At 39.8% G+C, this 14,838-nt stretch carries 12 protein-coding genes; all 12 read left to right on the plus strand.

What is annotated here, in order from left to right:
* The first annotated feature begins 15 nt into the window (after positions 1-15).
* The 12 genes from dxr to truB all read left to right on the plus strand — a co-directional run bounded on the left by dxr (position 16) and on the right by truB (position 14,836).
* The gene (dxr, locus tag IMZ31_RS08695; RefSeq protein WP_207530115.1) at positions 16-1,161 is read left to right on the plus strand and encodes a 1-deoxy-D-xylulose-5-phosphate reductoisomerase; all 1,146 of its coding nucleotides are present in this window, start codon (positions 16-18) and stop codon (positions 1,159-1,161) included.
* A gap of 16 nt (positions 1,162-1,177) precedes the next feature.
* Positions 1,178-2,434 (plus strand): RIP metalloprotease RseP, encoded by a 1,257-nt coding sequence (gene rseP / locus IMZ31_RS08700; RefSeq protein ID WP_207530116.1) that lies wholly within the window; start codon positions 1,178-1,180, stop codon positions 2,432-2,434.
* 27 nt (positions 2,435-2,461) lie between these two features.
* Positions 2,462-4,171 (plus strand): proline--tRNA ligase, encoded by a 1,710-nt coding sequence (locus IMZ31_RS08705; protein ID WP_207530117.1) that lies wholly within the window; start codon positions 2,462-2,464, stop codon positions 4,169-4,171.
* A 66-nt stretch (positions 4,172-4,237) separates the two neighbouring features.
* Positions 4,238-8,536 (plus strand): PolC-type DNA polymerase III, encoded by a 4,299-nt coding sequence (locus tag IMZ31_RS08710; protein ID WP_207530118.1) that lies wholly within the window; start codon positions 4,238-4,240, stop codon positions 8,534-8,536.
* 212 nt (positions 8,537-8,748) lie between these two features.
* A complete protein-coding gene (rimP, locus tag IMZ31_RS08715; protein ID WP_188649804.1) occupies positions 8,749-9,225 on the plus strand; it encodes a ribosome maturation factor RimP in 477 nt (158 codons plus the stop codon).
* A gap of 14 nt (positions 9,226-9,239) precedes the next feature.
* On the plus strand, positions 9,240-10,346 hold the full coding sequence (gene nusA / locus IMZ31_RS08720; RefSeq protein WP_036778782.1) for a transcription termination factor NusA: 1,107 nt from the start codon (positions 9,240-9,242) through the stop codon (positions 10,344-10,346).
* Positions 10,347-10,358: 12 nt separating this feature from the next.
* Positions 10,359-10,628 (plus strand): RNase P modulator RnpM, encoded by a 270-nt coding sequence (rnpM, locus tag IMZ31_RS08725; RefSeq protein ID WP_207530119.1) that lies wholly within the window; start codon positions 10,359-10,361, stop codon positions 10,626-10,628.
* Between the two features lies 1 nt (position 10,629).
* Entirely contained in the window at positions 10,630-10,944 is a 315-nt protein-coding gene (locus tag IMZ31_RS08730; RefSeq protein WP_207530120.1) for a L7Ae/L30e/S12e/Gadd45 family ribosomal protein, read from the plus strand.
* Between the two features lie 4 nt (positions 10,945-10,948).
* Complete coding sequence (infB, locus tag IMZ31_RS08735; RefSeq protein ID WP_207530121.1) at positions 10,949-13,108, plus strand: translation initiation factor IF-2; 2,160 nt, start codon at positions 10,949-10,951, stop codon at positions 13,106-13,108.
* Positions 13,105-13,383, plus strand: a complete 279-nt coding sequence (locus IMZ31_RS08740) for a DUF503 domain-containing protein (protein ID WP_036778792.1) — start codon at positions 13,105-13,107, stop codon at positions 13,381-13,383. The genes infB and IMZ31_RS08740 overlap by 4 nt, the downstream gene beginning before the upstream one ends.
* Before the next feature lie 30 nt (positions 13,384-13,413).
* Positions 13,414-13,764: a 30S ribosome-binding factor RbfA gene (gene rbfA / locus IMZ31_RS08745; RefSeq protein WP_036778795.1), complete on the plus strand. Its 351-nt coding sequence runs from the start codon at positions 13,414-13,416 to the stop codon at positions 13,762-13,764.
* A 163-nt stretch (positions 13,765-13,927) separates the two neighbouring features.
* The gene (truB, locus tag IMZ31_RS08750) at positions 13,928-14,836 is read left to right on the plus strand and encodes a tRNA pseudouridine(55) synthase TruB (RefSeq protein WP_207530122.1); all 909 of its coding nucleotides are present in this window, start codon (positions 13,928-13,930) and stop codon (positions 14,834-14,836) included.
* The last annotated feature ends 2 nt before the right edge of the window (positions 14,837-14,838 follow it).

Here is a 14,838-nt window from a genome sequence, read left to right on the forward strand (position 1 = left end):
ATAGGAGCGTGAGGAATGAAACATATAGCTTTGTTAGGGTCAACTGGATCAATTGGGATTCAGACCACTGACGTTATACGCAATCATCCGGAAGAATTCAAGCTATTTGCGATGGCATTTGGACGAAACGTAGAAAAAGCTTTACCTTTAATCAAAGAATTTAATCCTGCTATCATAGTTGTTCAAGATGAAGAAACCAAAACAAAGCTTATCGAACAAAATGTACAAGCAGAAATCTTAACAGGGTCTAAGGGCATGAAGGAAATTGCAACTCATAATCGTGTAGACGTATTGGTAAACGCTATTATGGGAAGTGTAGGGCTTGAAGCCACGCTTGGAGCAATTGAATCACATAAACAAGTTGCTCTTGCCAATAAGGAGACGCTTGTTACAGCTGGTCATCTAGTTATGGAAGCAGCTAAGAGAAATCAAGTTGATATCCTACCAGTAGATAGCGAACATTCTGCTATTTATCAATGTTTAAACGGAGAGAATCGTAAGGATGTTAACAAGATCACTCTCACAGCATCTGGTGGGAGCTTTCGTGATAAGTCCCGTTCTGACCTTGAAGGTGTAACAGTAGAAGATGCTTTAAATCACCCTAACTGGAGCATGGGAGCTAAGATTACGATTGATTCCGCCACTATGATGAACAAAGGCTTAGAGGTAATAGAAGCTCATTGGCTTTTCGATATTTCTTATGACGATATTGATGTCATTCAACATCGCGAAAGCGTCATTCATTCTATGGTTGAATTCAAGGATAAAAGTGTGATCGCTCAATTAGGCACTCCTGATATGCGTGTTCCGATTCAATATGCGTTAACTTTTCCTAATCGACTTGAAATGCAAGAAACGAAAACGTTAAACTTAGTAGAAATAGGAAAACTTCACTTTGAAGAAATGGATTTCGATCGCTTTCCTTGCTTACGAATGGCTTATGAGGCTGGAAGAGCGGGAGGAACAATGCCTACTGTATTAAACGCTGCAAATGAACAAGCTGTAGCACTTTTCCTAAAAGGCGAGATTTCATTCCTAACGATTGAAGCGTTAATTGAACGTGCATTAGAAGAGCATGAGGTAATCTCTAAGCCCTCTCTTGACACGATCGTAGCGGTTGATCAAGAAACACGAACAAGAATCATATCATACGTAAAGTAAAAGGTAGGTGCTATTTTTGCCAACTGTATTAGCATTTATATTCATGTTTGGATTGCTTGTATTTGTTCATGAACTGGGTCACCTAATATTCGCTAAGCGTGCAGGCATGTTGGCTCGTGAATTTGCAATTGGATTTGGTCCAAAAATCTTTTCATTTATGAAAGATGAAACACTATACACAATTCGTTTATTACCTATTGGTGGATATGTACGTGTAGCAGGAGAGGATCCTGAAATAGTCGACTTGAAGCCAGGCCATCATATTGGTCTCGAATTTGGTCAATCGGGCAAGGTAAATCGAATTATCGTGAACAATAAGTCTAAATATCCAAATGCGAGAGTTATTGAAGTCGAACAAGCTGACTTAGATCATAAGTTGATGATTCAAGGGTATGAGCTTGATGAAGATGAAAAGCTTCTATTTGAAGTTGAACCGGATGCTATGTTTGTGATGGATGAGAAAGAAACGCAGATTGCACCTTATGATCGTCAATTTGCCTCAAAGACAGTTTCTCAACGTGCCATGCAATTATTTGCTGGTCCAATGATGAACTTTCTGCTCGCCATCATCATCTTTTATCTTCTAGCTATGATTCAAGGGGTACCTTCTAATGATTCTACCCTAGGTAAGCTAACAGAGGATGGGCCTGCTCAAGAAGCGGGGCTACAACAAGGAGATAAAGTTACTTCTGTTAATGGGGAAAACGTAGGGACTTGGGTTGAATTTGTAGAGGTCTTACAAGGAAAACCTAATGAAACAGTAGAACTATCGATTGTTCGAGATGGAGAAAGTTTGACCGTTCCCGTAAAAACAGGAGTCATGGAACGCGGTGGTGAAGAAGTTGGGAAAATAGGAGTTTTCCAGCCCAAAGAAAAATCTTTCACTACATTAGCGACATACGGGTTTACGAAAACGTATGAAATCACTACAATGATTTTGACAAACCTCGGGAAGTTGGTTACCGGTCAATTATCAATTGATCAGCTATCAGGTCCTGTAGGTATTTACAATGCAACTGATGAAGTCGTTAGTATGAGTTGGGCGAATTACTTGCCATGGATTGCTATGTTAAGTATTAATCTTGGGATTATTAACCTTGTACCTCTACCGGCCCTTGACGGAGGACGTTTACTATTCGTAGGTGTCGAAGCGGTGAGAGGTAAACCAATTGAACCCCAAAAAGAAGCTATTGTACACTTCATTGGATTTGCTCTTCTAATGTTACTCATGATTGTTGTAACCTGGAACGATATCCAAAGATTATTTTTATAAGTAAATAGAGAGACGAGGTGAATGAGGATGAAACAGAGTGAAATGCTCTTACCTACACTACGTGAAAATCCTGCTGATGCAGAGATTAAAAGTCATCAACTACTAGTTCGTGCCGGTTTCATCCGAAAAGTAGCTTCTGGTATATATTCCTTTTTACCAGCAGGTACGAAAGTATTACGAAAAGTAGAAGCGATTGTTCGAGAAGAAATGGAAAATGCGGGCGGCCTTGAAATGAATATGACGGCGCTTCAACCATCTGAGCACTGGAAAGAAACAGGGCGCTGGAACACATTTGGTCCTGAATTAATGCGATTGAACGACCGTCACAATCGCGAATTTGCTCTCGGTGCAACTCATGAAGAAGAAGTAACAGCTATTATTCGTGATGAAGTGAAGAGTTATAAACAATTACCATTAACGGTTTATCAAATTCAATCCAAGTTCCGAGATGAAAAACGCCCTCGTTTTGGGTTGCTTCGCGGAAGAGAATTCTTAATGAAGGATGCGTATTCCTTCCATAGTTCTAATGAAAGTCTTGATCAAGCTTATGAACGAATGTTTCAGGCTTATACGAACATCTTCACTCGTCTTGGTTTAAACTTCCGTGCTGTTATTGCCGATTCAGGTGCTATGGGTGGTAAGGATACACACGAATTTATGGTTTTATCTGAAGTTGGTGAAGACACAATCGCTTATTCAGATAAAAGTAGTTATGCAGCAAATATTGAAATGGCTCCAGTTGTAGATACGTATGAAGCTACAACAGAGCAACCGAAAGAAAGAGAAAAAGTTGCTACCCCAAACTGTAAAACGATGGCCGAAGCTGCTAATGCACTTGGACATTCTCTTGCAGAAGGTATGAAAGCCATTATGTTTAAAATTGACGATGAAAAATTAGTCATGGTCCTTACACGTGGGGATCATGAAGTGAACGACGTTAAGCTAAAGAATCTTTACGATGCCAGCTTAATCGACTTAGCCTCAGAAGAAGAAGTGAAAGCCGCCATTGGTGCAGGCTTTGGCTCCTTAGGTCCTGTTGGTGTTTCTGAAACGATCGACATTGTGGCAGATTATGCCGTTAAAAGTCTTGCTAATGCGACTTGCGGAGCCAATGAAGATGGTTTCCATTACACAAATGTTACACCTGGTGAAGACTTTGAGATTACCCATTACGCGGACCTTCGTTTTATACAAGAAGGAGATCCATCTCCAGATGGTGAAGGAACCATTCAATTTGCAAAAGGAATTGAAGTAGGACATGTATTCAAGCTTGGTCAGTTCTATGCAGAAAAAATGGGGGCTAACTTCCTTGATGAAAACGGAAAGAACCAAACACTCATTATGGGTTGTTACGGAATTGGAGTATCACGCACGTTAGCTTCAATTGTAGAACAGTATCATGATGATTCAGGTATTACATGGCCAAAACAAGTTGCTCCTTATCAAGTTCATCTTTTAGCACTAAATGTAAAAAAAGATGAACAAAGAGAATTAGCGGAGCGCCTATATACTACTCTAAAAGAAGAGGGTATTGAAGTATTATATGATGATCGTAAAGAGCGTGCAGGTGTGAAGTTTGCTGATAGCGATTTGATTGGAATTCCACTTCGTATTACAGTAGGTAAGCGAGCGGATGAAGGGGTCGTAGAAAGTAAGATTCGCTCAAGCGGTGAACAGTCTGAAGTACATGAAGATGAACTAGTTGATCATATTAAAGCATTACTAAAAGAATTGTAAGTGGAAAATAGGTACCTTCGTCAGCGAAGGTACCTCTCTTTGCTTATGAAGGGGAGGATATGTAGCATGGACCTTTCACAGATAGAAAAAATGCAGTTGCTCCTAAAGCAAATCGAAATGCCAGAGGATCTTGTGAACGAACACTTTCAAGATAGCAGGTTAACGAAATTATCAGTGCATAAGCCAACAAAAGAGTGGCACTTTTACTTTTATATCCCTAAAGTGTTACCACCAGATGTTTATGCTGTTTTTACGACGAAACTTTATGAAGCTTTTCATCATATTGCAACCATTACATGGTCAATTGAAACAGATGAGAAGAAGCTTGATGAAGATGGTATTTGTGATTACTGGCTTCACTTTATCAAATCAATACCTGATCTATCACCTGCTTATAAGGACTTATTACATGAGCAGCGTCCTAAAATTGATGGAAATAAGCTTATTTTGCACGCACGTAATGATGCAGAAGCTCATGCCTTGAAACGTCGCTTAAGCGAACCATTCCAAGCTTTCTGTAATCGCGTGGGGGCATCACTATATGTTCTTACGGTTGAAGTAAGTTCTTCAGAGGAAGCCTTAGAACAGTTTAAGGAGCAGAAGAAGCAAGAGGATAAAAACATTGTTCAAAAGGCAATCCAGGAGAAAGAACAACGTGCTAAGGATAAAGATGATGATGAAGTTCTTCATGAAGGTCCACTTCTCATTGGTTATAACATTAAAGATGTTCCTGAAAAAATCGAATCCATTCAAGAAGAAGAAAACACGATGGTCATTCAAGGGTATGTCTTTGATGTTGAAATAAGAGAGCTTCGTTCAGGTCGTCATTTGCTTATGGCTAAAATGACCGACTACACAGATTCTATTCAGGTGAAAATGTTCTCTCGAAGAGATGATGATGAAGAGAAGTTCCAGCGTTTGAAAAAAGGCATGTGGATTAAGGCTAAAGGTCGCGTTCAGACCGATAACTATACGAACGAATTAACAATGATGGGCTCAGATATTAATGAAGTTAAGCCTATCGTGCGTAAAGATGAAGCTCCAGAAGGGGAGAAGCGAGTAGAACTCCATGCCCACACGACGATGAGTCAAATGGATTCTACGGTATCAGCTTCACGTTTAGTTGAACAAGCGGCTAAATGGGGACATAAAGCTGTCGCAATTACCGACCACGCTGTTGTCCAATCATACCCAGAAGCCTATGCAGCAGGGAGCAAGAATGGTGTTAAAGTCCTTTACGGATTGGAAGCCAATATTGTAGACGACGGTGTACCTATTGCTTATGAAGAACAAGACCGAGACTTAGCAACAGATGAATATGTTGTATTTGACGTGGAGACAACAGGTTTGTCAGCTATTTATGATACGGTTATTGAATTAGCGGCTGTTAAGATTAAAGAAGGCGAAATTATTGACCGATTTGAATCCTTCGCTAACCCTCATGAACCTTTAAGTCAAACTACGACTGATCTGACGGGGATTACAGACGACATGGTAAAAGATGCGCCAGACCCTGATGATGTCATTAAAGATTTTCATGAATGGATGGGTGATTCTATATTAGTCGCTCATAACGCAAGCTTTGATATGGGATTCTTAAATGCAGGGCTCAAAAAGATTGGATATGAAAAAGCATCGAATCCTGTTATTGATACGTTAGAGCTCGCAAGACTCGTTGTTCCGCAACTTAAGAACCACCGCCTTAATACACTTTGTAAGCAATTTGATATTGAACTGACTCAGCACCACAGGGCAATTTATGACGCTGAAGCGACTGGATACTTGCTGTGGAAATTATTGAAGGAAGCTCGTAAAAAAGACATTACAAATCACTTGGATTTAAACAAATACATGGGAGAAGGAAACGCATACCAACGTTCCAGACCTTCTCATGCCATTTTGTTAGCGCAAAATCCAACAGGTCTAAAAAACATTTACAAGCTTGTGTCCATGTCACTTGTGAATTATTTTTACCGTGTTCCTCGTATTCCAAGGTCCGTACTGAAAAAGTATAGGGAAGGAGTCCTTATTGGTAGCGGGTGTGATAAAGGTGAAGTATTTGAAGCAATGATGCAGAAGTCACAAGATGAAGCGGAGAAAGTGGCTGAGTTTTATGACTATATTGAGGTACAGCCTCCTTCAAACTATTACCATTTAATTGAAAAAGACCTTATAAGAAATGAAGCTCATTTATACGATATCTTAAAGAACTTAATCAACATGGCAGATCGATTAGAGAAACCGGTTGTCGCTACAGGAAATACTCACTATGTCGATGAGCATGAAAAGATTTATCGAAAAATCCTAATTGCTTCACAAAGTGGTAATCCCCTTAACCGACAAACTCAACCTGATGTACATTTTAAAACCACAAATGAAATGCTAGATGATTTCTCTTTCTTAGATGAAGAAACTGCAAAACGGGTAGTTGTAACGAATTCACAGCAGATAGCAGATTCAATTGAAGAAATTAAACCGGTTAAAGACGATCTGTACACGCCAAATATTGATGGTGCTAATGATGAGATGCGGGAAATGACCTACAATAAAGCTAGAAGTATTTATGGTGATCCGATCCCTGAGCTTGTTGAAAAACGAATCGAAAAAGAACTTGATAGTATTATCGGAAACGGTTTTGCTGTCATCTATTTAATCTCACAGAAACTTGTAACGAAATCTTTAGACGATGGCTATCTGGTTGGTTCTCGTGGGTCAGTTGGTTCTTCTTTCGTAGCCACAATGACTGATATCACTGAAGTAAACCCCTTACCACCTCACTATGTCTGTAATGAATGTCAGAAATCTGAATTCTTTACAGACGGATCAGTAGGTTCTGGTTTCGATTTACCAGAGAAAGACTGTCCTGACTGTGGTGTAGCGTATAAGAAAGATGGGCAGGATATTCCATTTGAAACGTTCCTAGGATTTAAAGGGGATAAGGTGCCAGATATCGACTTAAACTTCTCAGGAGAATACCAGCCAAGAGCACACAATTATACAAAGGTTTTATTTGGTGAAGATAAAGTTTTCCGTGCGGGTACAATAGGTACAGTTGCTGAGAAAACTGCATACGGGTTTGTTAAAGGCTACGCAGGTGACCATGAAATTCAATATAAAGGTGCTGAAGTAGACCGATTGGTGCAGGGGTGTACTGGAGTGAAGCGAACAACTGGACAACACCCTGGAGGAATTATTGTTGTTCCTGATGATCAGGATATCTATGATTTCACACCTATTCAGTATCCAGCAGACGACCAGTCATCTGAGTGGATGACAACACACTTTGACTTCCACTCCATCCATGATAATCTCTTAAAACTTGATATTCTTGGACACGATGACCCAACAGTGATCAGGATGCTTCAAGACTTAAGTGGTATTGATCCTAAAACGATCCCGACAGATGATGAAGAAGTGATGAAGATCTTTAGCGGCCCGCAAGTTTTAGGAGTAGAACCAGATCAAATTATGTGTAAAACAGGAACACTTGGTGTACCTGAGTTTGGTACTCGATTCGTTCGTCAAATGTTAGAGGATACAAAGCCTTCTACATTCGCAGAACTTGTCATTATTTCTGGCCTATCACACGGTACAGATGTTTGGCTGAATAATGCCGATCAGCTTATCAGCGATGGTATATGTACACTTTCTGAAGTAATTGGATGTCGTGACGACATTATGGTGTATTTAATGCACAAAGGACTAGAAGCTCCTACAGCCTTTACAATAATGGAATTTGTTCGTAAAGGACGCGGCTTGAAGCCTGAATGGATCGACGAAATGAAGAAGCACGGTGTGCCAGATTGGTACATTGAATCTTGTAAAAAGATTAAGTATATGTTCCCGAAAGCACACGCAGCCGCTTATGTTCTTATGGCTGTTCGTATCGCTTATTTCAAGGTCCATCATCCAATTTACTTCTATGCTGCTTATAATACGGTGCGTGCTAGTGACTTTGATATTGACACGATGGTGAAAGGGTCAGAGGCTGTCCGAACGCGTATTAAAGAGATTAATGGTAAAGGGTTAGACGCAACTCCTAAAGAAAAGAGTTTGTTAACAGTCTTAGAATTATCTCTTGAAATGCAAGAGCGTGGATTCTCTTTCCAAAAAGTAGACTTGTATCGCTCTGCAGCTAGCGAATTTATTGTAGATGGGAATACATTAATACCGCCATTTAACTCTATTGATGGATTAGGAACAAATGCCGCAATTAATATTGTAAAAGCACGAGAAGACGGAGAGTTCTTATCAAAAGAAGATCTCCGAGAGCGAAGCCGCATTTCTAAAACTGTTTTAGAATATTTAGATGAGCATGGATGCTTAGAGGGACTACCGGATAAAAACCAGTTATCCTTGTTCTAACTGTTTATGAACCACGGCTTGCTAAAATTTCTTGTGTGTGGTATATTTTTGTTGGTATGACAGAAGATACGTATGAGAGTAAAAGAGTGGGGCAACCCACTCTTTCGTATTACTTCCGAATTTGACCGCCGAACGAATTCCCTGCTGTCTCAGCAGGGAATTTTAGCGTATCGGCTTATCTAGCTAGCAATAATAAAAAGGAGGGAATTCCATTGGGAAGCCAGAATGTTACGGAAATAACTGAAGAACTCATTCAACCAATCCTTGAAGACATGAACCTTGAACTTGTAGACATTGAGTTTCAACAAGAAGGGAAAAACTACTTTCTACGAGTTTACGTTGATAAAGAGGGTGGGGTTGATATTGAAGAATGCGGCCAGGTTAGCGAGCAATTAAGCGAGAAACTTGATGCTCAAGATCCCATTACCTTCCCTTACTTTTTAGAAGTATCATCACCTGGTGCTGAGCGCCCATTAAAGAAGAGAAAAGATTTTGAAAAATTCGTAAACCATAATGTGAATATAAAAGTATCCGAACATATTGATGGTGAACAAGAATTCGAAGGACGCTTACTATCCTTTGAAAATGATACAGCTTCTGTAGAAGTAACAATCAAAACACGTAAGAAAACATATGAAATACCGTTTGACAACATTGCTAAAGCAAGGTTAGCTGTCAGTTTTAATTAAAGGGGGAAGAAACGGTGAGTAGTGAGCTTTTTGATGCCATTCATTACTTAGAGAAAGAAAAAGGAATAGACAAAGACCTTCTAATGGAAGCATTAGAAGCAGCACTTATTTCTGCTTATAAAAAGAATTTTAAATCAGCCACGAATGTTCGTGTTGATCTTGATGAAGTGAGTGGAGGCATGCATGTTTATGCCCGAAAACTTGTTGTTGAAGAGTCTATGGACCCACAACAAGAAATTTCTCTAGATGAAGCTAAAAAAATCGATCCAAACTATGATATCGATGATGTAATCGAAATTGAAGTAACACCGAAGGACTTTGGTCGTATTGCAGCACAAGCTGCAAAACAGGTTGTCACTCAACGTGTACGCGAAGCTGAGCGCGGTGTAATCTTTAGTGAATATGTTGATCGTGAAGAAGATGTTATGACAGGGATTATTCAACGTAAAGACGCACGATTTACTTACATTAATCTTGGTAAAGTTGAAGCCCGTCTTCCTGTTGGTGAACAAATGCCTACAGAAGAATATCATGTACATGATCGTATAAAAGTATTTGTTACTAAAGTTGAAAACACAAACAAAGGGCCTCATATTTATGTGTCACGTTCACATCCAGGTCTTCTTAAACGTTTGTTTGAGATGGAAGTACCTGAAATTTATGATGGAACAGTAGAAATTAAATCTGTATCTCGTGAAGCAGGAGATCGTTCTAAGATTTCTGTTCATGCTCCAGACCCAGAAATCGATCCGGTTGGTTCTTGTGTAGGACAACGTGGTCAAAGGGTACAAGCAATTGTGAATGAGTTAAAAGGTGAAAAGATTGATATCGTGCAGTGGTCAGAAGATCCTGTTGTATTCGTGTCAAATGCCTTAAGCCCTGCCAAAGTGGTAGAGGTATTAGTGGATGAAGAAGAAAAAGCAACAACAGTCGTTGTACCGGATCATCAACTTTCATTAGCAATCGGTAAGCGTGGACAAAATGCACGTCTTGCTGCTAAATTGACTGGATGGAAAATTGACATCAAGAGTGAATCAGATGCTTTAGAAGACGGCACGATTACTCCTGGTGAACATCAAGAGGACGCTTATTCTGAAGTAGACGAAGATCTATTCGAATAAGGGGGACTCGAAATGGCTAAGAACAAAAAAACACCATTAAGAAAATGCGTAGTTACCAAAGAAATGCTACCTAAACAACAGCTAATTCGTGTCGTAAGAAATAAAGACGGGGAAGTTTTTATTGATGAAACCGGAAAGAAGAACGGCCGAGGTGCTTATTTAACTAAGGATGCAAAAGTCATTAAAACAGCTCGAGAAAAAAGTATTTTGTCCCATCATTTAAAGGCCAAAGTAGATCAGGAACTATATGATCAGCTTCTAGAAATGGTACAAGAGGATTAATATGAATCAGAAATTCCTCAATATGATTGGACTTGCATTTCGAGCCGGTAAATGTACTTTAGGTGAAGAAGCCATCGTTCGTGATATACAACGAAAACGAGCCTGCCTGGTTTTAATAGCAAATGACACGGGGATAAACACTAAAAAGAAGCTAGAGGATAAATGTAGCTTCTATAAGGTCCCTTATCGGGAAGTTGTGGATAGGGAGACATTATCCGGTGCAATAGGGAAATCAGGCAGAGTAGCCTTGGCTATAACCGATCGTGGTTTCGCAACGAAAATCACATCGATGCTCGATGAATCTATTCGGGGGTGAACGTATGACGAAAATGCGTGTTTATGAATATGCCAAAGAGAAAAATGTAACTAGTAAAGATGTATTAACGAAATTACAAAACATGAATATAGAGGTCTCAAACCATATGTCCACTATTTCAGACGATACGAAAACTCGTCTTGATGGTGTGTACAATAAAGGAAAAAGTGACCAGAACCCTCAAGCAAAGGGAGCAGAAAAGAAACAAAATAACTCACAAGGTTCTGCGAAGCCATCTAGTAACCAACAAAGTGGTGGTCAGAAAAAACGTGAGAAAGATCAGGATAATCGTATGAATAAAAACACTAAAAATAATAACAAAAAGCAAAACCAAAATAACAAGCGAAACAACCGTGGCGGTCAAAACCGTAACAATCAACAACAGCGCCCTCAAGCTAAGAAGCCACAACTACCAGAAAAAATTACGTACACTGGTAGTTTGCAGGTATCAGAGCTAGCTGAAAAGTTATCCAGAGAGTCTTCTGAAATTATTAAGAAGTTAATGTTCTCTGGCGTAATGGCTACAAAGAACCAGGATTTAGACGCTGATACAATTGAGTTAATTTGTGATGAATATGGTGTGAAAGCTGAAGAAGAGATTGTAGTAGACGAGACAGACTTTGAAAACTACATTGCTGATGACGATCCTGCTGACCTAGTAGAACGTCCATCTGTCGTAACAATCATGGGACACGTTGACCATGGTAAAACAACACTTCTTGATTCCATTCGTAAAACGAAAGTAACAGCAGGGGAAGCTGGAGGAATCACACAGCACATTGGTGCGTATCAAGTTGAAGAAAATGATAAGAAAATTACGTTCCTTGATACTCCTGGTCACGCAGCGTTCACAAGTATGCGTTCTCGTGGTGCTCAAGTAACGGATATTGCAATATTAGTCGTGGCAGCAGACGATGGAGTTATGCCTCAAACTAAAGAAGCAATTAACCACGCTCAAGCTGCAGAAGTTCCTATTATTGTAGCTGTTAATAAGATGGACAAAGAGGGTGCGAATCCAGATCGTGTGAAACAGGAGCTTATGGAATATAACTTAGTTCCTGAAGAGTACGGTGGGGAGACGATCTTCGTTGAACTTTCAGCCGTTAAAGGGGAAGGAATCGATGATCTTCTAGAAATGATCGTGCTCGTTTCAGAAGTAGAAGAATTAAAAGCAAATCCAAATCGCCTGGCGATGGGTACTGTTATTGAAGCAGAATTAGATAAAGGTCGCGGTTCTGTGGCAACATTACTTGTGCAAAATGGTACGTTAAACGTAGGAGACCCAATTGTTGTTGGTAATACGTTTGGACGTGTCCGTGCGATGGTAAATGATTTAGGACGTCGTGTGAAAGTGGCTCCACCATCTACCCCAGTTGAGATTACTGGACTAAACGGTGTTCCTCAAGCAGGAGATCGCTTCGTAGCGTTTGATGATGAGAAGAAAGCCCGTCAAGTTGGGGAAGCTCGTCAACAGCGTATGATCGAAGAAAACCGCGGTGAAAAAGCAAAAGTAAGCCTTGATGATTTATTCGAACAAATTAAACAAGGTGACATAAAAGAAATTAACATCATTATTAAAGCAGACGTACAAGGTTCTGCAGAAGCTCTTGCTTCTTCTTTACAACAAATTGATGTAGAGGGTGCAAAGGTTAAGATCATTCACACTGGTGTAGGTGCAATTACAGAATCAGACATCATCCTTGCATCTGCTTCTAACGCAGTGGTAATCGGATTTAACGTTCGTCCTGATGTAAACGCTAAGCGTACAGCAGAAACTGAAGATGTAGATATTCGACTTCATCGCATTATCTATAAGGTGATGGAAGAAATTGAAAGTGCTATGAAAGGTCTCTTAGACCCAGAATTTGAAGAGAAAATTGTAGGTCAAGCAGAGGTTCGTGAAATCTTTAAAGTTTCTAAAGTTGGAACGATTGCCGGGAGCTATGTAACAGAAGGTGTTATTAAACGCGAAGGTGGCGTTCGTCTCATCCGTGATGGTATTGTCCAATACGAAGGCGAAATTGATGCACTTAAACGTTATAAAGATGATGCCAAGACCGTTCAAAAAGGGTATGAATGTGGTATAACAATCAAAAACTACAATGATATCCGTGAAGGTGACATCATTGAAGCCTTCGAAATGCAGGAGATCGAACGTAAATGATCGCTTCCGTTGAGGTAGAATGCCTCATTTATGATGCTCATTCTTTAAAAGAAAAACGTTCAGTATTGCGCCGAATCTTAACAAGAGCTCATAATGAGTATAATGTTGCTGTAGCAGAATTGGATCATCAAGATGTTTGGCAACGAACAGGCCTTGGCTTTGTCACGATTTCTAGTGACAAAGTTCAGGCTGAAAAAGAGATCAATCGAGTGTTAGCGATGATCGACTCTTTTCCAGAAATTGAACGTACCACAACAAATTTGGAATGGTTGTAGCCCTCCCTCAGAATAAAGAGGTGAAAATTAATGAGTGATTTAAGAGCAAACCGTGTCGGTGAACAAATGAAAAAAGAAATGGGAGATATTATTAGTCGTAAGATTAAGGACCCTCGCATTGGATTTGTCACAGTCACAGAAGTGAAAGTAACAGGTGACTTACAGCAAGCTAAAGTGTATATCTCCGTTTTAGGTGATGATAAACAGAAGCAAGATACACTAATCGGCTTAGCTAAAGCGAAAGGATTTATTCGCTCCGAAATCGGACGACGAATTCGCCTTCGTAAAACACCAGAAATTATGTTTGAATTTGATGAAGCTGTTGAGTACGGAAATCGTATTGAAACAATTCTGCAAGATTTAAATGATACAAACGAATAAAATCTGGTAGAGGGTGTCCCACAAGGGGGCTGCTCCCCTGAAGTGTGGCATACAGGATTGTATGATAAAGTATACACGCAAGGGGGACTGTCCCTTTAAGGGGCACTCTTTTTATTTGTAAAACCCATACATACTATAGTAATAAGATGAGGGGGCTTTTATGATGGATGGGATCATCCCTTTATGGAAACCAAAAGGCATGACATCACACGATTGTGTGATGAAAATGAGAGGTATATTAAGAACTAAAAAGGTGGGCCATACTGGCACTCTTGACCCGGATGTAGAAGGAGTCCTTCCAATGTGTGTTGGCATGGCAACCAAAATTTCTTCTTATGTAACGGAGTCTGAAAAAGTATATAAAGCTGAAGTAACCTTAGGTACAGCTACCGAAACAGAAGATCAAACCGGCTCTGTCATCTCTGAAAAAACGGTAGATGAATTAAACATGAATGAAATTAGAAATGTGATAGAATCATTTACGGGTACAATCACCCAAGTTCCCCCTATGTATTCTGCTGTACGAGTAGGTGGCAAGCGATTGTATGAATATGCTAGAGAAGGATTGGAAGTAGAAAGACCTGAAAGAACAGTTCAGATCTATGATATAAATCTAACATCTGAAGAGGTATCTTATCATAACGGGAAAGCTTCTTTTACCATTGATATTACATGCTCAAAAGGTACCTATATCCGTACTCTTTGTGTGGACATTGGTAAAGAGCTCGGATACCCTTCTCATATGTCCTCCTTGGTCCGTACTGCTTCTGGTTCGTTTACAACAAGTGAGTCATTCACATTTGAACAGATAGAAGAAGCAAGAGATGAGCAAAATCTTAATCAACTCTTGCAGCCTTTAGAGAGAGGTGTGCGTCATCTTGGAAATCTTCTTGTCGAAGCTGGAAAAGAAGATCAGGTCTACCACGGTATGGTTTTTCCTAAGCCTTCTATATTGCCAGAAACAAATCCATTCTGTATGGTTAGTCAAGAAGGCAAATTACTTGCGATTTATCAAGTACACCCAAAGAAACCACATTTAATAAAGCCAGTCCGAGTTTTTCAATACGAATGAAA

The sequence above is a fragment of the Pontibacillus sp. ALD_SL1 genome (assembly GCF_017355605.1).

Bases quoted from the DNA above. Each gene is read 5' to 3' on its own strand.
- IMZ31_RS08730 (WP_207530120.1), top strand. From the start codon at position 10,630: ATGAATCAGAAATTCCTCAATATGATTGGACTTGCATTTCGAGCCGGT.
- infB (WP_207530121.1), top strand. From the start codon at position 10,949: ATGACGAAAATGCGTGTTTATGAATATGCCAAAGAGAAAAATGTAACT.
- IMZ31_RS08740 (WP_036778792.1), top strand. From the start codon at position 13,105: ATGATCGCTTCCGTTGAGGTAGAATGCCTCATTTATGATGCTCATTCT.
- IMZ31_RS08705 (WP_207530117.1), top strand. From the start codon at position 2,462: ATGAAACAGAGTGAAATGCTCTTACCTACACTACGTGAAAATCCTGCT.
- rnpM (WP_207530119.1), top strand. From the start codon at position 10,359: ATGGCTAAGAACAAAAAAACACCATTAAGAAAATGCGTAGTTACCAAA.
- rbfA (WP_036778795.1), top strand. From the start codon at position 13,414: ATGAGTGATTTAAGAGCAAACCGTGTCGGTGAACAAATGAAAAAAGAA.
- IMZ31_RS08710 (WP_207530118.1), top strand. From the start codon at position 4,238: ATGGACCTTTCACAGATAGAAAAAATGCAGTTGCTCCTAAAGCAAATC.
- truB (WP_207530122.1), top strand. From the start codon at position 13,928: ATGGATGGGATCATCCCTTTATGGAAACCAAAAGGCATGACATCACAC.
- dxr (WP_207530115.1), top strand. From the start codon at position 16: ATGAAACATATAGCTTTGTTAGGGTCAACTGGATCAATTGGGATTCAG.